We start from the raw sequence: 21,849 nt of genomic DNA on the forward strand, positions 1-21,849 counted from the left end.
ACATTTCCCTTGAATCATTGACGACAAAAATTCACAACTTCATACATCTCTGAAAGAGTTGATAGTGACAAGAATAAGACAGATTTATTTGTTCAGAATAAACTGAGAATGTCTACTTCTCGCTCATAGCGGACCGATAACCTATTCATTTCAGACGTTATGCAAGCCTGAGAACTGGATGACATCCTTAACACCATCATCAAAAAAGTAAAAATCCTGCGCAAGCTGATTACGCATTATCATGATTTTCTTTATGATGCTTCCTTGATGAAAATCACCACGTCAAATTCGTAGCGGATAGGTTTTCAGGCGATATTCAACCGGGCTGAGTCCGTTAAATTTAAGGCTGATGCGGCGATTGTTGTAGTAATGAATATAATCCTCAAGAACGACCTTCAGTTCGTCGACATCGTTGAATTTACGGGTGTAATAGCATTCTGATTTTAGCGTCCCGAAAAAACATTCCGCACAGGCATTATCCAGACAGTTTCCTTTGCGGGACATACTTTGCAGAACCCCAAACTCCCGCAACTGATATTGATACCATTGATGCCGGTATTGCCAGCCCTGGTCTGAGTGAAGGACTGGCGTGCTGTTTGCGTCCATTCTGGCGAATGCCTTAATCAACATGTCGTCAATCATCGGCATTGTCGGGCGTTCTGAAATACTGTAGGAAATCACTTCATTATTGAAGAGATCGATGATGGGAGAAAGATAGAGTTTGCGGCCGTTGACAGCGAATTCGGTGACATCTGTGACCCATTTTTCATTGGGCCGGCTGGCTTTGAAGTTTCGTTGCAGGAGATTGTCAGCAGCACAACCACGTTCGCCACGCCAGGAGGTGTAGCGCTTTACTTTGATTGCTGCTTTAAGTTCAAGAGCATTCATCAGGCGTTGAACCACCTTATGGTTGATTACTTCCCCCTCTCTTCTGAGTGCCAGCGTTACCCGTCGATAGCCATAGCGGCCCTGGTTTTCATCATATATCTCGCTGATTCGACGATTTATTTCATCGTATTTACCCGGAGAGCGGAGCGCCCTGAGGTGATAGTAAAACGTGCTCCTGGGTATCCGGGCAATACTCAGCAGCTGGTCAAGGGGATAATGCTGCCTTAGTTCGTCAACAACACGAACCTTTTCTCTTACCGAACTAAGGCTTTCAGCTTTTGTAGATAAAGTATCCGTAATTCAAGACGTTTGACCTTCCTTTCAAGTTCATGAATCCGTGGTTCTTTTGATCGTTCCTCTGCGGCTTCAATAAGTTCAGGGTGTTCAGCCATGTAAGATACCCTTTTTGTGCCTACCTTGAGTGAGCGAAGCCCTTCTTCACCATGCTCTTTATACACTTTCAGCCATTTGGCCACAGATGATGCACCTGCAATATTGAATTTAGTCGCGGCCTGAGTCTGGGATATCTGACCTGAAAGCACGGCTTTTACAGCTTCAATTCTGATCTCAGGATCAATTGATACGCCCTTATCTCTGGGCCTTAATCCCTCTTCTCCATAAGCATCATAGGCTGCAACCCAGATTCTCACCTGGGTTCTGGGAATGTTGAAACGGGCTGAAGTTAACCGATAACCTTCATCGCTAGCAAGATAGTGCATAACGACTTCAAGGCGTTCTTCGAGGGTATATTTACGTCCGGGCATAGGACTCTCCAGTTTGAGAGTCCAACTAAATGGGTGCAGTGCACCTGACGAAAAATCAGGGCGGGGGCTCGAAACGACACGTCGCAACCGTGGAGTTCGCTACCTCGCCCGCTTTAAAAGCAAGGAGGCATCCATGAATCGCCAAAACCCAGGCATCGGAGTTTTGATATTATTGCTTTGACAATAATCATCTTAACGCTGGTGACGCGGAAAACACTGTGCGAGATCAGTTTTCGAAACGGTTCGCTTGAAGTGATTGCGAAGATGGATTGTCGCTCCGGATTGTAGGAGCAAACCGGCGGAGGCGTTTAGTGCGCCTCCGCACACGGGGAGAGGACGTAAGGCTCAGGCACCCATTAACGGTATTTTTTGTGATAAGTATTTCGTGTGGTAACAAACCCATCGGCTGCCGCCTGGGCCTCTTTCACTTTGCCTTCGTTCGCCAGCTTCAGCGCGCCGTCAATCTGCCCCACCAGCGTCTCAAGGCCGTGACGGAAATCTTTCATCTCCGGGCTGTCTTCCGCTTTGCCTTCCAGCTTTGGCGGGGTCTCTTTTTGCGCGTCTACCGCCGCGGTACGCATTTTGGTTAACGCCTCTTTCATCTCCGCCGCGTTATCGGTTTTTTGCACCACCTTCAGATTTTCGCTGAGGGTGTCCATATTGTCTTCCAGGTCGGCCAGGACCGAGGTGCTCATGACCAGCGATGACGCTGCGAGGATAGCTAACAGAGTTTTACGCATTGCTCACTTCCTTTTTATTATTAAAAAAACCGACTAATACCCTAAATAATTCGCGTTGCAGAACAAGGCACATGTGCCTTGAACAGCGCTTGCGCTGGCCCCAAAGGGGCGAGGCCATAGGCCGAGTAACGCGGCAAGCGCGTGAATCCCCGGGAGCTTACATAAGTAAGTGACCGGGGTGAGCGCGCGCAGCCAACGCATCTGCGGCGTGAAGTATGACGGGTATTACTGACCGGCGATCTTCATTTCCGGTAACAGAACAGATCCGCACTGGATATTGCTGCGCGTCTCGATATCGTTCCCCACCGTCACGATATTACGCCACATATCTTTCAGGTTACCGGCGATGGTAATTTCGCTCACCGGATACTGAATCTCACCGTTTTCCACCCAGAAGCCGGACGCCCCGCGCGAGTAGTCGCCAGTGACGCCGCTCACGCCCTGCCCCATCAGCTCGGTGACCACCAGCCCGGTGCCCATCTCTTTCAGCATCTGCTCAAAGCCCAGGCCCTGGCCCGCAATGCGCCAGTTGTGGATGCCGCCCGCATGACCCGTGCTTTTCAGCCCCAGTTTGCGTGCGGAGTAGTTGGTCAGCAGCCACTGGGTCAGGATGCCCTCTTTGACGATATCGCGACGCTCGGTGCGCACACCTTCGCTGTCGAACGGCGTGGAGGCCAGTCCTTTCAGCAGGTGCGGGTGCTCTTCAATGGTCAGCCACTCCGGCAGGATTTGCGTACCCAGCGCATCAAGCAGGAAGGTGGATTTACGGTAGACCGCGCCGCCGGCAATCGCGCCGACCAGATGCCCAAACAGACCGGTTGCCACTTCATTGGCAAAGATAACCGGTGCTTTCATGGTAGAGAGTTTACGCGGAGCCAGGCGGGATAAGGTGCGTTTTGCGCACTCCGCCCCAACCCACTCCGGCGACTGCAGATCGCCCATCGCGCGGCCAATGGTATAGGCGTAATCGCGCTCCATGTCGCCGTTCTCTTCGGCAATCACGCAGCTGGAAAGAGAGTGACGGGTGGAGCAATAGCCCTGCAACATGCCGTGGCTGTTGCCAAAGACTTTAATGCCGTAGTGGCTGTTAAAGCTGCCGCCTTCGGTATTGGTGATGCGCTTATCGGCATTAAGGGAGGCCTGCTCCGCGCGAGCGGCGAACTCAATGGCTTCGTCCGGGGTCACTTCCGCCGGATGGAAGAGATCCAGATCCGGGGCCTCAAAGGCCAGCAGCTCTTTGTCAGCCACCCCGGCATAGGGGTCCGGGGAGGTATAGGAGGCGATATCCAGCGCCGCCTGCACGGTCCGCGCAATGGCGTCAGGGCTTAAATCGGTAGAGGAGGCGCTGCCTTTACGGTTCTGGTGATAAACAGTAATCCCTAATGCGCCATCGCTATTAAATTCAACGGTTTCCACTTCGCCATAGCGGGTGCTGACGCTCAGGCCAGTGGTTTTGCTGACGGCGACTTCTGCCCCGTCCGATTTCGCTGACGCCAGCTCCAGGGCCATAGAGACGGCCTCTTCCAGTGCTTTACGCTGCGCTGCAACTTGTGAGATCACTTTCATCGTAAATGCCATAATGTAAGGTGTAGTTAGCTGAAGTCTAACAGAGAACCGTTTCTCAGTACGCGTCTAAACTGGTAACATTAGCCTCTTTTTTTAAGGAGCCTGACATGACTAAGCAGCCCGAAGACTGGCTCGACGACGTTCCCGGTGATGACATCGAAGACGAAGATGATGAGATCATCTGGGTCAGCAAAAGTGAAATTAAACGCGACGCCGAAGAGTTAAAACAGCTTGGTGCGGAGATGGTAGAGCTGGGTAAAAACGCGCTGGATAAAATCCCGCTCGACCCGGATCTGCGTGCCGCCATCGAACTGGCACAGCGCATCAAGAAAGAGGGCCGTCGCCGCCAGCTTCAGTTGATTGGTAAATTATTGCGCCAGCGCGACGTAGAGCCGATTCGCCAGGCGCTGGATAAGCTGAAAAACCGCCACAACCAGCAGGTTGCGCTGTTCCATAAGCTGGAGCAGATCCGCGATCGTCTGATTGAACAGGGCGATGACGCCGTACCGGAAGTGCTGAACCTGTGGCCGGACGCCGATCGCCAGCAGCTGCGCTCTCTGATCCGTAACGCGAAGAAAGAGAAAGAGGCGAACAAACCGCCGAAGTCTGCACGTCTGATTTTCCAGTATCTGCGCGAGCTGGCGGAAGCCGAAGGTTAATTCCCTGCCTGCTGTTTGCCGGATGGCGGCGTAAACGCCTTCTCCGGCCTACAAAAAACCCGGTCAGCGTTAGCGCTACCGGGCTTTTTTTTACGCCACTGCTTCTGCTTTCTTCGCCAGACCGTCCAGCAGTTTCTGATGGATCCCACCAAACCCGCCGTTGCTCATCACCAGAATGTGATCCCCCGGCTGCGCGGTTTTCACCACCATCTCCGCCAGCGTATCCACGTCGGCACTCCAGTGCGCAGGCTGGACGCAGGCTTCGGCTACTTCCGCCACCTGCCACGGAATGTGCTGCGGTTGCAGGAGGAAGACCTCGTCCGCGCGACCTAAAGAGGGGGCTAAATCGTCTTTGCAAATCCCCATCTTCATGGTGTTGGAGCGCGGTTCCAGTACGGCCAGAATGCGTGCCGTGCCGCCCACTTTGCCGCGCAGGGCAGCCAGCGTCGCGAGGATCGCGGTCGGGTGATGGGCAAAATCGTCATACACCGTCACGCCATTGGCTTCGCCGCGCAGCTCAAGACGACGACGGGCATTGATAAAGGAGCCCAGCGCGTTGGCCGCATCGGCAGGCAAGACGCCCACATGACGGGCCGCGGCGATCGCCATCAGGCCGTTATGCATGTTGTGCTCGCCCACCAGCGCCCACTGCACTTCCCCGACTTTTTCGCCATCCAGCAACACTTCCCAGCGGGAGGCATCGTTGGTGAGCTTTTTCGCCTGCCAGTGGCCCTGCTCGCCCACCAACTCTTGCTCGCTCCAGCACCCCATCGCCAGGGTCTGCTTCAGGTTAATGTCGTTCTCCGGCAGGATGATGCGTCCCTGGCCCGGCACGATGCGCACCAGGTGGTGGAACTGCTTCTGAATCGCTTTCAGGTCGTCGAAAATGTCCGCGTGGTCAAACTCAAGGTTGTTGAGGATCAGCGTGCGCGGGCAGTAATGAACAAACTTGGAGCGTTTATCAAAGAACGCGCAGTCATATTCGTCCGCCTCAATAACAAAGAACGGGCTCTCGCCCAGGCGGGCAGAAACGTCAAAGTTCCCCGGCACGCCACCAATCACAAAGCCCGGCTTGTAGCCGCAGGCTTCGAGGATCCACGTCGCCATGCCGGCGGTGGTGGTTTTGCCGTGGGTTCCCGCCACCGCCAGCACCCAGCGATCGCGCAGAACGAAATCATGCAGCCACTGCGGCCCTGACATGTAGGGAATATTCCTTTCCAGCACGGCTTCTACGCAGGGATTACCCCGGGTCATGGCGTTTCCGATAATCACCAGATCCGGCTGCGGCTCCAGTTGGCTGGCGTCGTAGCCCTGAATCAGATCGATGCCCTGGTTTTCCAGCAGCGTGCTCATCGGCGGATACACATTGGCGTCCGAACCTGTCACCTCATGGCCAAGAGCGCGCGCCAGCATAGCCAGGCCGCCCATGAAAGTGCCACAAATCCCCAATATATGAATGCGCATACGTCACTATCCTTCTTCAATGTGGCGCACATTTTACGCATATGTCAGCAGCAGAGAAACGCATTTCAGGAAAATCTGTAGCAAGCTGGCGCGATTCACCTCTGCGCGACAATTTGAAAGTTTGTTAAGATTGTTGGGCATCAACAACTTTACTCAACATCCAATGCAGGGAAAGTGTTATGAAAACGTTAGGTGAATTTATTGTCGAAAAGCAGCACGAGTTCTCGCATGCTACCGGTGAGCTCACTGCTTTGTTGTCGGCAATAAAGCTGGGCGCCAAGATCATCCATCGCGATATCAACAAAGCCGGACTGGTCGATATCCTGGGTGCCAGCGGTGCTGAAAACGTGCAGGGCGAAGTTCAACAGAAACTCGATCTGTTCGCGAATGAAAAACTGAAAGCTGCACTGCGCGCGCGCGACATCGTTGCGGGGATCGCCTCCGAGGAAGAAGATGAAATCGTCGTCTTTGAAGGGTGTGAACACGCCAAGTATGTCGTCCTGATGGATCCGCTGGATGGCTCCTCCAACATCGACGTTAACGTCTCTGTCGGCACCATTTTCTCCATTTACCGTCGCGTCACCCCTGTCGGCACGCCGGTCACCGAAGAAGATTTCCTGCAGCCGGGCAATAAACAGGTTGCAGCGGGTTATGTGGTATATGGCTCCTCCACCATGCTGGTCTACACCACCGGCTGCGGCGTGCACGCCTTTACCTACGATCCGTCGCTGGGCGTATTCTGCCTGTGCCAGGAGCGTATGCGCTTCCCGCAGAAAGGCAGCACTTACTCCATCAACGAAGGGAACTACATTAAATTCCCGGCGGGGGTGAAGAAGTACATCAAATTCTGCCAGGAAGAGGATAAATCGACCCAGCGCCCTTATACCTCGCGTTATATCGGCTCCCTGGTGGCGGATTTCCACCGTAACCTGCTGAAGGGCGGCATCTACCTCTACCCAAGCACCGCCAGCCACCCTGAAGGCAAGCTGCGCCTGCTGTATGAGTGCAACCCGATGGCCTTCCTCGCCGAACAGGCGGGCGGTAAAGCCAGCGACGGCAAAGAGCGGATTATGGATATCATTCCTGAAAGCCTGCACCAGCGCCGTTCGTTCTTCGTTGGCAACGATCATATGGTTGACGACGTGGAACGCTTTATCCGTGAATTCCCGGATGCCTGATTGTTGAGTTTGACCAAAAGGGGCCAGTTGGCCCCTTTTGTTTTTCCAGATATTTATATCTTTGTTGGTATAAAACTATATAAAAATCCTGCTGTAACCCAGTGAATCCTTGCGTCATCATGACGGCGTTCAAATAGTGTTCAATGGGAATCAGCCGATATGAAAAACCTCTCTCGCTCATCCACTGGCATCGACCTCAATCTGATCCCGATATTTATTGAAGTCGTCAGGTGCGGGAGCATGGCCAAAGCCTCTTTACGTCTGGAGATGTCCAGGCCAGCAGTCAGCCTGGCCCTGAAACGCTTTGGCATGCTGTTTAATGAGCCGCTGTTTACCCGTAAGGGGTTGTTCCTGGAGCCAACGCCATACGCGCTGAAGCTGTCCGCCGAGATGGAAAAGCTGCTGGGCGCCATTCATGACTATATCGCCCACACCCCGGCTGGCGCGGAAAGCCTCCCGACGCCAGCGGCGCCGGAAGGCGATAAGGCTACGCCTGTTGCGACGACAGCCTGAAGAGTGACATCGCCTCGATGAGCTCGCGGGATTGCTCTTCCAGCGAGCGCGTCGCGGCGGAAGATTGCTGGACCAGCGCCGCGTTTTGCTGCGCGGTTTCGTCCATCTGGTTGACCGCAATATTCACCTGCTCAATACCACGGCTCTGCTCGTGCGACGCATTGGCGATCTCACGCATCAGGCGGGTCATGCGCATCACCTCGTTGGCGATCTCGTCCATGGTTTCCCCCGCCTGCTGCGCCAGTTCGCTACCTTCGCTGACGTGCGCCTGGGAATCGCTGATGAGCGTGCGGATCTCTTTTGCCGCATCGGCGCTACGGCTGGCGAGGTTACGCACCTCTCCGGCCACCACCGCAAAGCCGCGCCCCTGCTCGCCCGCGCGGGCGGCTTCCACCGAGGCATTCAGCGCCAGAATATTGGTCTGGAAGGCGATACCGTCGATCACGCTGAGGATATCGGCGATACGGTCGGCGCTGCCGGAGATATCGCGCATCTTCTCAATGACATAACAGACCATCTCGCTGCCGCGGTCAGCGGTATCTGACATCGTCTTCGCCACCTGATGCGCCTGCTCGGCGTTGTGGGCGTTCTGCTTCACCGTGGCGGTGATCTCTTCCATGCTGGCCGCGGTCTGCTCCAGCGAGGTGGCGGTGGATTCTGTACGCTGGGCAAGGTGCATATTGCCTGCGGTCAGCTCCCGGCTGCCGGTATCAATCTGCGAGCTGGCGTCACGCACCCGCAGCACCGAGCCCATCAGCGACTGGCGCATCTCCTCAATGGCGGCGTTGAGGCGGTTAAACTCCTGGCTTGCGGGGGTGGTCAGGGCGTGGGTCAGATCCCCGGCAGCCACGTGCTCAAGCTGGGCAATAGAGGAGGAGAGCGGCTTCAGCAGCATATGGCGCAGTGCCAGCCACGCCAGCACGATAATGCCCGCGGTCAGCAGCGCGGCGACGATGATCAGCAGCATCACCCGATTTTTACTCGCCTGTACCGCGGCGACTTCAGCTTTGCCCCGGCTGTCGCTCCAGGCCTGGAAGGCCTGCATATCGTTATCAAACTGACGCGCTACCGGCACCAGACGGTTCTCCAGCAGATCGTAATAATCATCCGCATTCTGCGCATTCAGGGCGTTCTGCATCGGCACGATCCCCTGGGCGTTATACGCCGCCAGGCTCCCGGCGAGCTGCTTCAGCAACCGATCGCCTTCTGGATCGTTTATCCCACTATCGATCACGCTTTTCAGCGTGGTTTGCGCCTGTTTGAGTTCGTCATTGATGTTTTTCACCGATTTTGTGGCGTCATCCAGCAGTCCCACCTCCATCATGCGGACGGCCTGCCCCGCCTCGTTGCGCGCGCGCAGGATCAGGGTGTAGCCCGAGTTGAGCTGCACCAGCTGTTCGCCCTGAAGATGGTTAATGCGCTGTAAAGAGGAGGAGCTCTGGGTGAGGGCATAAATGCCGATACCGCTGACAAGCAGCAGCAGAAGGGTCATAACGGCCAGTAACGAAAGCAAGCCGGTACGAATCGATAGCGTTTTAAGCATGATGTAATTTCCGGTAGCGAGATAAATCTGGACAGAATTAAGGGTTATCGGCCGCTACCGGAAAAGATTTAGACTTGACGTAAATTCAGGCGCTTATAGCTTGCTGGTGGTGCTCACCCGTGTGACAGGCGAGTTCTGGCGGTTCTCCCAGAGCACCGTCAGGCCGCGCTGCAGGGCGATAAAGATGAACAGCAGAATGCCAATCGCAATCTTGGTCCACCACGAGCTGAGGGTGCCGTCGAAGTTAATATAGGTCTGGATCAGCCCCTGGATCGCCACCCCAAACAGCGTGCCCAGCACCGTGCCGACGCCGCCGCTGAGCAGCGTGCCGCCAATCACCACCGAGGCAATCGCGTCCAGCTCCACCCCTACCCCCGCCAGCGCATAGCCCGCCTGGGTGTAGATGGAGAAGACGATCCCCGCCAGCGTCGCCAGCCCGGTGGAGAGCATGTAGATACGAATGGTGGTGCTGCGGGTGGAGATCCCCATCAGGTTCGCCGAGGTGGCGTTACCGCCGATGGCATACACTTCGTTGCCAAAGCGGGTGCGGTGGGCGAGGAAAATGCCGATCACCACCACGCCCAGCATCACCAGACCGAGAATACTCAGACGGCCGCCGCCGGGGATTTTCCACGCCAGGCTTGAGAGGGTGTCGTAGACCGGATGGTTAATCGGGATCGACTCCTCCGACACCAGATAGCTGACGCCGCGCAGGAAGAACATCCCGGCGAGGGTGATAATAAACGCCGGGATCTTCAGGGCGTCGATCAGCAATCCCATAAAGGCGCCAAAGGCGCAGCCCATCACCAGCACCAGCGGGAAGGCCAGCAGCGGGGAGATCCCCCAGTAGCCAATCGCCTTAGCCAGAAAGACGCCGGTAAAGGCGATCACCGACCCGACGGAGAGGTCGATCCCGCCGGAGAGGATCACGAAGGTCATGCCGACGGCGATGATCCCAAGGAAGGCGTTGTCGGTCAGGATGTTGCAGATCACCCGCGTCGAAGCAAAACCGGGGAACTGCGTCAGGCAGTAGAGATACCCCAGCACAAACACGCCCAGGGTAATCATGAGCGGTAAATTACGTTTTATCATGACCACGCATCCCCTTAATGAGACTGATAAAGCGCGGCGACTGCACGATGAGCACGCAGAGCACCACCACCGCTTTCACCACCTGGTTGAGTTCCGGCGGGAAACCCGACAGCAGGATCCCGGTGTTCATCCCCTGGATAATCAGCGCGCCAATCACCGACAGCAGCAGGTTGAAGCGCCCGCCCATCAGCGAGCCGCCGCCAATCACCACCGCGAGGATCGCATCCAGCTCCAGCCAGAGCCCGGCGTTATTGGCATCGGCCCCGCGAATATCGGCCGCGACGATAATCCCGGCAATGGCGGCGCATACTCCGCTCAATACGTAGGTGAGCATCACCATCAGACGGGTGCTGACCCCGGCGTTTTTCGCGGCGCGAATGTTAATTCCCACCGCTTCGATAAACATCCCGAGGGCGGTTTTACGGGTGAACAGCCAGAAGGCGATCAGGGTGACCACCACAATAATCACCGGCGTCGGGAAGAAGAGCAGCGATCCGCTGCCAATCCACGCCAGATTCGGGGCGTTGAAGGTGACGATCTGCCCGGAGGTGATCAGCTGCGCCACCCCGCGTCCGGCCACCATTAAAATGAGGGTGGCGACAAAGGGCTGGATTTTGAGGATCGCCACCAGGATGCCATTCCACAATCCCGCGAGCACGCCGGTGCCCAGCGTCGCCAGCAGCACCACCGGCAGGCTGTGTCCGGCCACGGTCATCGAAGCCGCCGTCGCCCCCGCAATCGCCATCACCGCCCCGACCGACAGATCGATACCGCCGGTGGCAATCACCAGCGTCATGCCGATCGCCAGCAGGGCGACCGGCGCGGCGCGGTTTAAGATATCAATCGGACTGCCGAACAGGCGGCCATCCTGAAGGATAATTTGATAAAAATGCGGCGAAACGAGGCTATCCACCAGTAACACCAGGATCAGCGCAATGATTTGCGGCGTGCCGGTGGGCCAGCTGAAGCGGCGCTTCGTCTCGCCGGTCTGAGAAAGTGAACGTGACATCACGATCTACTCCTTATGCCGCAATGGCGTTCATGATTGCCGGAACGGAGAGCGCGTCCAGCGGGATCTCGGCCACCTGCTGACGGTCGCGCATGATGATCACCCGATCCGCATACCCCACCAGCTCCTCCAGCTCCGAGGAGATCACCAGCAGCGCCAGACCGTCGGCGCAGAGGGTTTCGATCAGGCGGATAATTTCCGCGTGCGCCCCCACGTCGATACCGCGGGTCGGCTCGTCGAGGATCAGGAACTGCGGTTTGGTCAGCAGCCAGCGTGACAGCAGCACCTTCTGCTGGTTACCGCCGGAGAGAAATTCGATCGGCTGTTCCGCGCTCGGGGTGCGGATGCCGAGCTGGCGAATAAAGCGCTCGGCAATCACATTTTGCTCTTTACGGGGAATGGGACGCAGCCAGCCGCGCTGGGCCTGCAGGGCCAGAATGATGTTCTCGCGCACCGAGGCGGCGGCGATAATGCCGTCGGTCTTGCGATCTTCCGGGCAGAAACCGATCCCCAGGCTGGAGGCCTGATGCGGGGAGCGCAGCGTCTGCGGTTTACCTTTGATCAGCGCAGTGCCGCTGTCGGCAGGTTTAATCCCGAAGATCACCTCTGCCGTTTCGGTACGTCCCGACCCTAACAGCCCCGCCAGTCCGACGATTTCGCCCGGGCGCACCTCGAGATCAAAGGGCGCAATGGTGCCTTTCTTGCCGTACCCTTTAAACGCCGCTACCGGCTTCTCGCTGAGCAGCGTCCGGCCCGCACGCTGCAGGGCATTGCTCTCCAGCTCGCGGCCCAGCATCATTTTGACCAGCTCGATTTGCGGCAGCTCGCGGGTTTCGCGACAGCCGACGAAGCCGCCGTTACGCAGGACGGTAATGCGGTCGCTCACCTCATACACCTGATCGAGGAAGTGGGTGACGAAAATCAGGCTCACCCCCTGGTCGCGCAGCTGGCGCATCAGGGTGAAGAGCATCTCGACCTCCTGGGTATCCAGGCTGGCGGTAGGTTCATCGAGGATCAGCACTTTTGCCGAGAGATCGATAGCCCGGCAGATGGCCACGATCTGCTGCATCGCCACCGAGAAGCGGTTGAGCGGCTCGCGGACGTCGAGAGAGAAACCGTATGACGCCATCAGTTTGGTGGCGCGGTCTTCCATCTCTTTACGGCGCAGCAGGCCAAAGCGTCGTGGCTCGCGGCCGATAAACAGATTATCCGCCACCGACATATTCGGCAGCAGGTTCACTTCCTGATAGACCGTCCCGATACCCAGCTGCTGGGCATGGGCGGTATTTTTAGGCGATATAGCGTGGCCTTCCAGCCAGATGGTGCCGCGATCGGCATGATAGACACCGGTCAGGGCTTTAATCAGGGTCGATTTTCCGGCGCCGTTTTCGCCCAGCAGGGCCATGATCTCACCACGCCGCAGGCTGAAATCGACGTTATCCAGCGCTTTTACGCCGGGAAAATATTTGCTCAATCCTTCTGTGCGGAGGATTTCCTGGTGTTGGTCTGTGATCATGGTTCCCCCTGCATCATGTCGGATGGCGCTACGCTTACCCGGCCTACAAAAAGCGAGCCGAAGGCCGGGCAAGCGCAGCGTCGCCCGGCATTTTCAGTCGAGCTTAGTAGCCCATATTTTTCTTTTTCTCTAACTCTTCTGCAGCGGTATCAGGCAGATAGAGCGTGGACTTGGTGATCGTGACTTTCTCCGGCATGGTGCCGTCTTTCTTGAATTTCTCCAGCGCGTCAAAGGCCGGACCTGCCATGTTTGGCGTCAGCTCCACGCTGGCGTTGGCCTCTTTGTCGATCATCGCTTTATAGATATCCGGTACGCCGTCGATAGAGCCGGTCAGGATGTCGGTGCCCGGCTTCAGGCCCGCCTCTTTGATCGCCTGGATAGCGCCGATCACCATGTCATCGTTATGGGCGTAAACCATGCAGATGTTCTTGCCGTTGTTCTCGGCTTTGATAAAGCTCTCCATGACCTCTTTCCCTTTACTGCGGGTGAAGTCGCCGGACTGAGAACGGATAATCTTGATGTTTGACGCTTTGGAGATGGCATCAGCAAAGCCTTTCTTACGGTCGATGGCCACGCTGGCGCCCACGGTGCCCTGCAGCTCAACCACATTACACGGCTTACCATCCACCTGTTTCACCAGCCATTCACCAATCAATTTGCCTTCCAGCACGTTGTCGGCGGTAACGGTGGTCATATAGAGAGATTTGTCTTTTACATCGATGGAACGATCGAGCAGGAAGACCGGAATTTCGGCATCTTTCGCTTCTTTCAGAACCGGCTCCCAACCCGTCGCTACGACCGGCGCAATGAAGATGGCGTCAACGCCCTGAGCGATAAAAGAGCGTACCGCTTTGATCTGGTTTTCCTGTTTTTGCTGGCCATCGGCGATCTTCAGCGTGATGCCGCGTTTTTCGGCCTCACTCTTCGCGACGTTGGTCTCAGCGGCGCGCCAGCCGGACTCTGAGCCGACCTGGGCAAATCCTACGGTTAAGGGGGCGGCCATCGCCATAGACGACATGGCTGCCGAAACTGCTGTGACAAGAAGTAAGCGCTTCCACATAAGTGCGTCCTCGTAGGGGAGTTTATTGTTGGGTAAAAAATGTTCTGCGAAGAGACTATAGACAATGCGAGATGTAACGGAGTGTGTTACATCACACTTCAGAAAAGTGAATAAAACGTTAATCACAACTTTGTAATCGCTTTCACTGAGCCATTAAAAAAGCGGCTGAGTTTATGGATTATCTTGTCATGAGAAAGTGCTGATAATGGTTTTCAGGAACAGGGAGCGGCGAAAACAGGCGGAGACATTCCGCGCCAGTTGGCTATAATACTCGCCACTTGATTACCAATCATTTAAAGGACACAGACATGAGCTTACTCAACGTCCCAGCGGGTAAAGAACTGCCGGAAGACATCTACGTAGTTATCGAAATCCCGGCGAACGCTGATCCTATCAAATACGAAATCGACAAAGACACCGGCGCACTGTTCGTTGACCGTTTCATGTCTACCGCGATGTTCTATCCGTGCAACTACGGTTACATCAACCACACCCTCTCTCTGGACGGTGATCCGGTAGACGTGCTGGTCCCAACGCCATACCCACTGCAGCCGGGCTCCGTGATCCGCTGCCGTCCAGTTGGCGTGCTGAAAATGACCGACGAAGCGGGTGAAGATGCGAAGCTGGTTGCGGTACCGCACACCAAGCTGAGCAAAGAGTACGATCACATTAAAGATGTGAACGACCTGCCAGAGCTGCTGAAAGCGCAGATCGCCCACTTCTTCGAGCACTACAAAGATCTCGAGAAAGGCAAATGGGTGAAAGTGGAAGGCTGGGACAACGCAGAAGCCGCGAAAGCGGAAATCGTTGCCTCCTTCGAACGCGCGAAGAAGTAATGCTTAACGTGTGAAAAAAAGCCCCGACTTGTCGGGGCTTTTTTTATCTGTGCGGCCTGTTGCCGGGTGGCGGCTGCGCCTTACCCGGCCTACAAAATCTGTGCGGCCTGAAAAAACAACGCCACCCGAAGGTGGCGTTATTCATATCAGTACTGGTCACGGTCTAACCAGTTACCGCTTTCAATCAGCGTCAGACCTTCCACCGAACGTTGGTACACGTACATCCATGCACTGCCGTAGGGTGTCTGGATTAACCGGCGAGCGTATTCCCCGCCTTTGGTGCGCAAGGCATCAAGTTCGGCCAGCGTGGCATTATCAATACGATAAACCTCACCCTGTACTGCTCCTTCTCCCGGAACGGCGCCTGGATAGTGGCCCAGGCTGTACAGCTGGTAGTTCTCGATACTGTAATCCCCCAGCAACTGGGCGTTAGTCATCCAGTGGCTGTTGCCTTGCTTGGTTCTTAAACTGCCGTAGACAAATATTCGCATTGCTAAAACTCAAACTGATAGAGCAGATCGAGTGCCTGGTCTACGCCAGACACCGCTTCCAGATATAGCTTAGGCATCAGGCGATAGCGTAACGTGAGAGTTGCTAATGAGTCAAAGATCCCCACACCATATTTCACCTGCAGACCCGGCAGTACATAGCCGCTGACCACCACCTGAGAGGAGTCGCCGACCCCCTGGGTGTCCAGCGCCAGATTGCTTACGCCAAACGTCTCGCCGATTTTACCCACAACCTGACCACTTTGTGCAACCCCCAGACCGACTAACATTGAGGTCATCGCCGCGCTGTCGCTCTGATTGCTGTCCAGCCCCTGCCCGCGCAGCAGGTATGAGAGCGCTTCCTGCTGGGACATTGCCGGGTCGGAGAAAATTTCCGCTTTCGGTTCGTCCGCGGTGCCCGTCACGCGCACCCCGGCGATCACATCATTTTCGGTGGCCTCCGGATTACGGATCGCTTCGATATTCAGCAGCGGCTGATCCGGCGGGCCGGAGAAGAGCAGTTCGCCTTTACGCACCATCAAATCCTGGCCGTAGGCGTGGAAGCGCCCTTCCGGAATGTTGATCTGCCCGTTGAGGCCCAGCCCCTGTTTATCCTGCGCGACTTTCAGATCGCCGGTCAGTCTGGCCTTCAGCCCAAACGCATCCAGGCGCACGTTGTTACCCACGTGTACGATCAGGTTGCTGTTGATCGGGATAGAGGCGCTCTGTGGCTCCTCCGGCTGGAGGTTGTTGTTGAGCATGACCTCATCGCTGGAGACGCCCACCGCGCTTTCCGGCAGTTCATGCACCACGATACGAGCCCACGGTACATCGACGCGGCCATCAAGGGTGAAGAGCTGCGGCGTGGCCTCAAAGACCACATCCGGCGAGACGTCTAAACGCACCATCGGCGGCACGGTGATCCGCACCTTGCTGCCTTTGGCCGCCACCCGGGCGCGCCAGTTATCGAGCTGGCTCCAGTCGGCATCGCCGCTGAGGTTGATCTGCCCCTGCTGGGTACGTACGGTGCCCGTAAGCGTCGAGCTCATGCCGTTAAAGTTCATCGCCAGCTGGCTCGGCAGCATATCAAACGGCATAAAGTTGCCGTCGATATCTACCCCGTTGAGCTGCATCTGGCCGAACAGCTGCGGGCTCTGGGCGCTGCCCGCCAGCCGCAGGTTGGCATTCAGCATACCTGCCGCCTTCTCGCCGCGGGAGAAAATGGCATTCGCCATCGCCAGGTTAAGATTGCGAATGTTGACGTTGCCGCCCAGGTTGCGCCGTCCTTGCGGATCGGTCACCTGGATCTGGCCGTCCAGCTGCCCGTTGTTGGTGAGGCGGATCAGCCAGCCCAGCTCGGCGCGGTTGTTATGCAGATCGGCGGTGAGATTGAGGGTGCTGAAGGCCAGCGGCAGCGGCGCATCGTTCACCACCTGCGTCACCTTCACGTTACGCCCGGCGAGCGTGACGTTGCCCTCCGGCAGCCCCGGTTTGGTGGTATCCCAGGAGACATCCGCCTTGCCGCTGAACACGCCGCTTGCTTGCGTAGTGTCCGGCATGAACGGCTTGAGCATCGCCAGATCGAAGCGGTTAAGGTTGACCACTGCCCGCCCTTCGGCGCCTGCGTCAATGGTCTGCGGCACGCACAGTTCGGCATTCGGGTTGGTCCAGCAGTGCGGCCCGATGCTGATCTTCTGCTCCGCGTTGCGGTAATCCAGGGCAATAGCGCGCGATAACGACCACGGTCCCACCGGGGTGGCGAAGCGGGTGTTATCCAGGGTGCCTTTCCAGCGGGTCTCCTGGCGGTCAAAGCTGCCCGCCAGGTGCAGCTGGCCGGAGACCGGTTCACCCTGAATGCGCAGCTGGAGGTCATGCTGTTTCTCGCTACCTTTGGCTTCAAGGGTGACCTGGTTGAGGTTGAGGCCCGGCTGCGAGATACGATCGACGCGCAGGTTCAGGTGCCCGGCGATCTGATCGGTGGATTTCACGTCGCCATCTACCCGCACCCGGGCGATGGTAAGATCCTGCCAGCGCAGGCCGTTGGCGGTGATATCCGCCAGCAGCTGCGGGGCTTCTACCGTGCCGCGCACCTTCAGCAGCCCTTTCGCGGTTCCGCCCAGCCCTGGCAGGGCATTATCCAGGTTCGGCGCGTCGATAGTGGCATCCAGATCGAGATCTTTCACCCCCAGCTCGCCCTTAATATCGGCGGTGTTGCGCCCCAGCGCGACGTGCAGGCCCGGGATGACCCACTGCAGGTAGCTGTTGCCCTTCAGCGAGCCGTTCACATCCACTTTGTTCTGCTTCACGTTGCCGGTGATTTTCAGCTCCGGCACCTCCATCTGCCAGCTACCGCCGTAGAGACTGCCGCGGGTTTTAATCAGCCCGTCGAGCTTCGAGGGCCAGTCCGGCACCTCTTTGGCGGTGTTGATCCCGGTGAGCTTCAGCTCCCCGCGCCAGCTGATCGCCTTCTGCCAGTCGAGCAGCGCCGTCAGCTCGGTTTTGCCCTCCAGCGCGGCCACCGTCAGCTTGTCGAGGTTGATCTGCTGTTCGTTGCCCTTCGCATCCAGAGTGATGCCGGCAGGCGGCAGCCCCTCCCCTTTCACCGCGGTGCGGAACGACAGGGTGTAGTCGGTCATTTTGCCGGTGAGCTTCAGCTTCACGTCATCGGCCTGGTACTGCTTCTCGCCGGTAAATGGCCAGTAGAGCTGCTCACTCACCACTTCAAGGTTGAGCGGCAGGCCCGCCTCTGCAAGCCGGGTCTGGCCGCGCAGCACCATATCTACCGGGCCGGAGAGGTTCACGCCAAACTCCAGCTGTTCGCGCATGGCGCCGCCCACCTTCAGCTTCACCTTCTCGCCTTTAATCGGATCGATGTTCAGGGTGCTGTTGAGGGTGATATCCACCGGCCAGTTATCCCGTAACAGGGCGTTGCCGGTGGCGTTGACGCTGCCCTGGTTGGTGTCGATATCCAGCGCGTCGAGCTTCATGTTGCCGTCGATGCTGCTCACTTTCAGCAGCATGTTGAAGACCGTCAGATCGGTATCGCCGGTGAGGCGCAGCTGCTCGCCCTTAAACTCTTCAATATTAAGGTTCAGCGGCAGGTGAACGTCGGTCATCTCCGGCAGGACCGGTTTCGAGAAGAGATCTTTCAGGGTTTCGCCCAGCGGCTTCTCTTCCGGCTGCGGGTTCTGAATTTTAGGCTCGACAATCTCTTCCTGGGCCACCTCCGCCACTTTCGGCAGGGCAATCAGTAGCCCTTGCAGAGAGGTCGGAGTCAGGGTCAGGTTTTTCTCCTGCCAGCGCAGGCCGGAGGTGAAGTCCATCACCGACACGGTGGTGTCGTCGATTTTGACGTTGATGTTATTCAGCGCCACCCGGTTAAGTGATATCGGGTATGGCGTGGAGAGATCCAGCGGCCCGCTCTCCTCTTCGGCAACGGGCTCCGTTTGCTCCATTTTTTTGGAATCTATCGTTACGAAGAGATCTTTTAACGACAGATCGTTAATGCACAGGCTGCTGTCACGCAGGCAGCCGAGCTTCACCGCCAGATGCAGATCCCCGGCGTTGACCGCCACGCCCGGCTGGTCGTAGCGAACGTTTTTCAGATGTAAGTCGCGCCAGCCGCCGGTGACCTGACCAATCTCCAGCCCCGGCACCCAGCGGTCTGCCGCCTTAAACAGCAGATGCAGCCCGCTGGTGGTGCCCACCAGAAAGGCCACCGCAGCCAGCAGCAGCAGGATAAACAGCAACACGCCGAGGCTGATTTTCTTCCATAAACTCATAATTCAGGCCCCAGACCGATGTAAAACTGTAAACCGTGTTCATCTTTATCGCCCACCGGCACGGCGAAATCGAGCTTGATCGGCCCGACCGGTGACTCCCAGCGCACCCCGACGCCTGCGCCGGTTTTAAAGTCGCTGCGGCGGATATCGCTTACTGCTTCTCCGCTGTCGATAAAGGTCGCGCCCCACCATTTTCCAGTGACGTTGTACTGATACTCCAGCGAGCCGGTAGCCAGCTTCGAGGCCCCGATCAGCTTGCCGTCGTCATCTTTTGGCGCGATGGATTTGTATTTGTAGCCACGAATGCTGCGATCGCCCCCGGCGAAGAAGCGCAGATCCGGCGGCACTTTTTCAAAGTCGCCGGTTTCAATCCAGCCCAGGTTGCCACGCACCACAAAGCGATGGCGGTCATAAAAGGTGCGGATCCAGACGTTTTGCGCCTGTACCACGGAGAAATCTACATCCGAGCCCCAGGCGGTATTGGAGTAGTCTATCGAATAGCGCTGGGAATCCCCCCAGTCCGGCATCAGGCCGCCGCGGGAACGGGTCCGGCTGATCATCACCCCCGGATAGAGCAGCATGGTGGTATTGGTAACATTGGCCTGGGTAAAGTGGTCGAGGCTCCAGCGCAGGTTGATGGCGCGCTGCCAGCCGCTGGAGAGATCCCAGTAGCGCGACACGGCGAGGGTCGTAGAATCCGCTTCGGTGTCGTTCAGATCGGTGCGCTTAAAGCCGCCCTGCACCAGGTAATATTGCTCAAGCGGATTTTTTAGCAGCGGCATTTTATAGCTGAAATCGAGCTGTTGCTCCGGAGCTGAGAGGCTGACGTTGCTGGTCAGGCTGTGGCCGTAGGAGTTCATCCACGGCTTTTTCCAGGTCGCTTTTACGCGCGGGCCGACGTCGGTGGAATAGCCCACCCCGGTCTCAATGGTGTTCTCGGTGCGTGGCGATACCACGCCGTGCAGCGGCAGCACTTTGGTCTGTCGCGCTTTATCAAACTCCGGTGCCACCACCACGGAGTTAAACCAGCCGGTGGCTGACAGACGGCGGTTAAGCTCGGCCAGATCTTTCGACTGATAATAGTCGCCCTCTTTAAAGGGGATCAGATTCTGCAAATACTCATCACGGATCTGCGACCCTTCGAAGGTGACATCGCCAAAGCGGTAGCGTTCCCCGCTGTCATAGTCGATGTCCCAGAACGCCTGATGCCGATCGAGGGCGATGCCGAGCTGACTTTTATTGAACTGGCTGTCAAAGTAGCCTTTGCGCAGCGCCACCTTCGTCAGATCTTTTTTGAAGCCGTCATAGTCGCTGTGATTGAGCACGGTGCCATTCTTTGGCCGCGTGTTCAACAGTTCAAGGTAGTCCTGATCGGTACGCGCGCCGCCGCGCAGCACCACGTCCGTGCCGCCGATGAGCACCGGAACCCCTGGCTTGACGCGGGCAATCAACACCTGCCGCCCTTTGGCCGGAGGTGGACGCAGCTCGAAGTCGATGGTCGGCTCATAGTAGCCGAGCGCTTTTAAACCGCCGCGGATGGCGTCGTCCACGCGGGCGCGAAAGCGACGATCGGGCGTCACTTCGTCGCTCTCAATAGTGGAGAGCTGCGCGCGTACGTTTTTTTCCAGCGCCCCGGATAGCCCCTCAACCTGTAAACGAACGTTCGCCGCGCTGGCGACTCCGCTTGTCAGCAAGAGACTGGCTAAACATAACTGGCGGATTTTTGGCACGTTTTCTCCTGAATATCCTTGTTTCCACCCCTGGAAGCATATGAAGTGCCGCTCCGCAGCAAATCACGGCAAAAGCCCAAAACCCAATACGCGGGTTGAAAAATGGTTAAACACCCTAATATTTCTTATGTTTAAATCTAGACTCATTCACCGCATTTATTGTGTTCAATTAAACGCGTCGTGACAACCTTAACCCAAACATCACCCACCCGGAGGCCACACCGTGAGTTTATTCGATAAAAAGCACCTGGTTGCTCAGGCGGACGCATTACCGGGACGTAACACCCCTATGCCTGTCGCCACTCTCCATGCCGTTAACGGCCACTCCATGACTAACGTCCCGGAGGGGATGGAAATTGCCCTGTTCGCGATGGGCTGTTTCTGGGGCGTGGAGCGCCTCTTCTGGCAACTGCCGGGCGTCTACAGCACCGCGGCAGGCTATACCGGGGGCTATACCCCGAACCCAACCTACCGCGAAGTCTGCTCCGGGCAGACCGGTCACGCCGAAGCGGTACGGGTAGTATATGATCCGAACGTCGTCAGCTACGAACAGCTGCTGCAGGTATTCTGGGAAAACCACGATCCTGCGCAGGGTATGCGTCAGGGCAATGACCACGGTACCCAGTACCGCTCGGCGATCTATCCGCTCACGCCGGAACAGGATGCCGCCGCCCGCGACAGTCTGGCGCGCTTCCAGCAGGCGATGCACGCCGCCGGCGACGATCGCCCGGTGACGACCGAAATCACCAACGCCTTACCGTTCTATTATGCGGAAGATGACCACCAGCAGTATCTGCATAAAAATCCGTACGGCTACTGCGGTATCGGTGGCATTGGTGTCTGCCTGCCGCCTCAGCTGGCATAACAGTAAGCCGGTTTTGCCTGTTGACGAGCAAAACCGGCTCAAAAAGCGATCTCTGGCGACTTTACAGCCGTTTACGCTATACTACCCCTCGAAATAACCGGCCTACCGCTTCGGACCGGTGTTCAAAATATCTACACACCTGTATGACCAACTTCC

At 56.9% G+C, this 21,849-nt stretch carries 18 protein-coding genes; 6 read left to right on the plus strand and 12 right to left on the minus strand.

Going from position 1 to position 21,849, the window contains the following annotated elements; translation table 11 throughout:
* Positions 1-282 precede the first annotated feature (282 nt).
* Positions 283-1,652, minus strand: a protein-coding gene (locus ACT3IC_RS07285) for an IS3 family transposase (protein ID WP_159340452.1) whose coding sequence is annotated in 2 segments (ribosomal slippage) — positions 283-1,169 and positions 1,169-1,652 — 1,371 coding nt in all. Because the reading frame shifts where the segments join, the coding sequence is not laid out codon by codon here.
* A gap of 201 nt (positions 1,653-1,853) precedes the next feature.
* On the opposite strand from ACT3IC_RS07285, the gene ACT3IC_RS07290 reads away from it, so the two are divergent.
* Positions 1,854-1,940 carry a Hok/Gef family protein gene (locus tag ACT3IC_RS07290; RefSeq protein WP_236570691.1) on the plus strand — a complete coding sequence of 29 codons (87 nt, stop codon included), beginning with the start codon at positions 1,854-1,856 and terminating at the stop codon, positions 1,938-1,940.
* 68 nt (positions 1,941-2,008) lie between these two features.
* Here ACT3IC_RS07290 and cybC read toward each other — a convergent pair whose 3' ends face one another.
* Positions 2,009-2,392 (minus strand): cytochrome b562, encoded by a 384-nt coding sequence (gene cybC, locus ACT3IC_RS07295; RefSeq protein ID WP_103178017.1) that lies wholly within the window; start codon positions 2,390-2,392, stop codon positions 2,009-2,011.
* Between the two features lie 225 nt (positions 2,393-2,617).
* Positions 2,618-3,970: a metalloprotease PmbA gene (pmbA, locus tag ACT3IC_RS07300; protein ID WP_159340451.1), complete on the minus strand. Its 1,353-nt coding sequence runs from the start codon at positions 3,968-3,970 to the stop codon at positions 2,618-2,620.
* A gap of 95 nt (positions 3,971-4,065) precedes the next feature.
* Here pmbA and yjgA point away from each other — a divergent pair, with 95 nt between their 5' ends.
* Entirely contained in the window at positions 4,066-4,617 is a 552-nt protein-coding gene (gene yjgA, locus ACT3IC_RS07305) for a ribosome biogenesis factor YjgA (protein ID WP_103178015.1), read from the plus strand.
* Between the two features lie 90 nt (positions 4,618-4,707).
* On the opposite strand, the gene mpl is transcribed toward yjgA, so the two are convergent.
* Positions 4,708-6,081 carry a UDP-N-acetylmuramate:L-alanyl-gamma-D-glutamyl-meso-diaminopimelate ligase gene (mpl, locus tag ACT3IC_RS07310; RefSeq protein WP_103178014.1) on the minus strand — a complete coding sequence of 458 codons (1,374 nt, stop codon included), beginning with the start codon at positions 6,079-6,081 and terminating at the stop codon, positions 4,708-4,710.
* Between the two features lie 179 nt (positions 6,082-6,260).
* Between mpl and fbp the strand changes: the two genes are divergently transcribed.
* Entirely contained in the window at positions 6,261-7,259 is a 999-nt protein-coding gene (gene fbp / locus ACT3IC_RS07315; RefSeq protein WP_103178013.1) for a class 1 fructose-bisphosphatase, read from the plus strand.
* A 159-nt stretch (positions 7,260-7,418) separates the two neighbouring features.
* Positions 7,419-7,772, plus strand: a complete 354-nt coding sequence (locus tag ACT3IC_RS07320; protein ID WP_103178012.1) for a helix-turn-helix domain-containing protein — start codon at positions 7,419-7,421, stop codon at positions 7,770-7,772.
* On the opposite strand, the gene ACT3IC_RS07325 is transcribed toward ACT3IC_RS07320, so the two are convergent.
* From ACT3IC_RS07325 to ytfQ, 5 genes are all read right to left on the minus strand, one after another.
* Positions 7,747-9,315 (minus strand): methyl-accepting chemotaxis protein, encoded by a 1,569-nt coding sequence (locus ACT3IC_RS07325; RefSeq protein WP_159340450.1) that lies wholly within the window; start codon positions 9,313-9,315, stop codon positions 7,747-7,749. The genes ACT3IC_RS07320 and ACT3IC_RS07325 overlap by 26 nt on opposite strands.
* A 93-nt stretch (positions 9,316-9,408) precedes the next feature.
* Positions 9,409-10,407 carry a galactofuranose ABC transporter, permease protein YjfF gene (yjfF, locus tag ACT3IC_RS07330; RefSeq protein WP_103178010.1) on the minus strand — a complete coding sequence of 333 codons (999 nt, stop codon included), beginning with the start codon at positions 10,405-10,407 and terminating at the stop codon, positions 9,409-9,411.
* Positions 10,394-11,419, minus strand: coding sequence for a galactofuranose ABC transporter, ATP-binding protein YtfT (gene ytfT / locus ACT3IC_RS07335; RefSeq protein ID WP_168191997.1), 1,026 nt, complete (start codon positions 11,417-11,419; stop codon positions 10,394-10,396). The genes yjfF and ytfT overlap by 14 nt, the downstream gene beginning before the upstream one ends.
* 10 nt (positions 11,420-11,429) lie before the next feature.
* Positions 11,430-12,932 carry a galactofuranose ABC transporter, ATP-binding protein YtfR gene (gene ytfR, locus ACT3IC_RS07340; protein ID WP_473476983.1) on the minus strand — a complete coding sequence of 501 codons (1,503 nt, stop codon included), beginning with the start codon at positions 12,930-12,932 and terminating at the stop codon, positions 11,430-11,432.
* Positions 12,933-13,035: 103 nt separating this feature from the next.
* Positions 13,036-13,992 carry a galactofuranose ABC transporter, galactofuranose-binding protein YtfQ gene (ytfQ, locus tag ACT3IC_RS07345; RefSeq protein ID WP_103178007.1) on the minus strand — a complete coding sequence of 319 codons (957 nt, stop codon included), beginning with the start codon at positions 13,990-13,992 and terminating at the stop codon, positions 13,036-13,038.
* Between the two features lie 308 nt (positions 13,993-14,300).
* Between ytfQ and ppa the strand changes: the two genes are divergently transcribed.
* Positions 14,301-14,828 carry an inorganic diphosphatase gene (gene ppa, locus ACT3IC_RS07350; RefSeq protein WP_103178006.1) on the plus strand — a complete coding sequence of 176 codons (528 nt, stop codon included), beginning with the start codon at positions 14,301-14,303 and terminating at the stop codon, positions 14,826-14,828.
* Between the two features lie 146 nt (positions 14,829-14,974).
* On the opposite strand, the gene ACT3IC_RS07355 is transcribed toward ppa, so the two are convergent.
* The 3 genes from ACT3IC_RS07355 to tamA are packed head-to-tail and all read right to left on the minus strand — an operon-like array spanning position 14,975 to position 20,828.
* The gene (locus ACT3IC_RS07355) at positions 14,975-15,319 is read right to left on the minus strand and encodes a gamma-glutamylcyclotransferase family protein (RefSeq protein ID WP_039028479.1); all 345 of its coding nucleotides are present in this window, start codon (positions 15,317-15,319) and stop codon (positions 14,975-14,977) included.
* 2 nt (positions 15,320-15,321) lie between these two features.
* Positions 15,322-19,098 (minus strand): autotransporter assembly complex protein TamB, encoded by a 3,777-nt coding sequence (gene tamB / locus ACT3IC_RS07360; protein WP_473476987.1) that lies wholly within the window; start codon positions 19,096-19,098, stop codon positions 15,322-15,324.
* On the minus strand, positions 19,095-20,828 hold the full coding sequence (gene tamA / locus ACT3IC_RS07365; protein WP_103178004.1) for an autotransporter assembly complex protein TamA: 1,734 nt from the start codon (positions 20,826-20,828) through the stop codon (positions 19,095-19,097). Before tamA ends, tamB begins: the two co-directional genes overlap by 4 nt.
* 223 nt (positions 20,829-21,051) lie before the next feature.
* Between tamA and msrA the strand changes: the two genes are divergently transcribed.
* Positions 21,052-21,693 (plus strand): peptide-methionine (S)-S-oxide reductase MsrA, encoded by a 642-nt coding sequence (msrA, locus tag ACT3IC_RS07370; RefSeq protein WP_103178003.1) that lies wholly within the window; start codon positions 21,052-21,054, stop codon positions 21,691-21,693.
* The last annotated feature ends 156 nt before the right edge of the window (positions 21,694-21,849 follow it).

The organism is Leclercia sp. GHBNCSD (assembly GCF_055805075.1).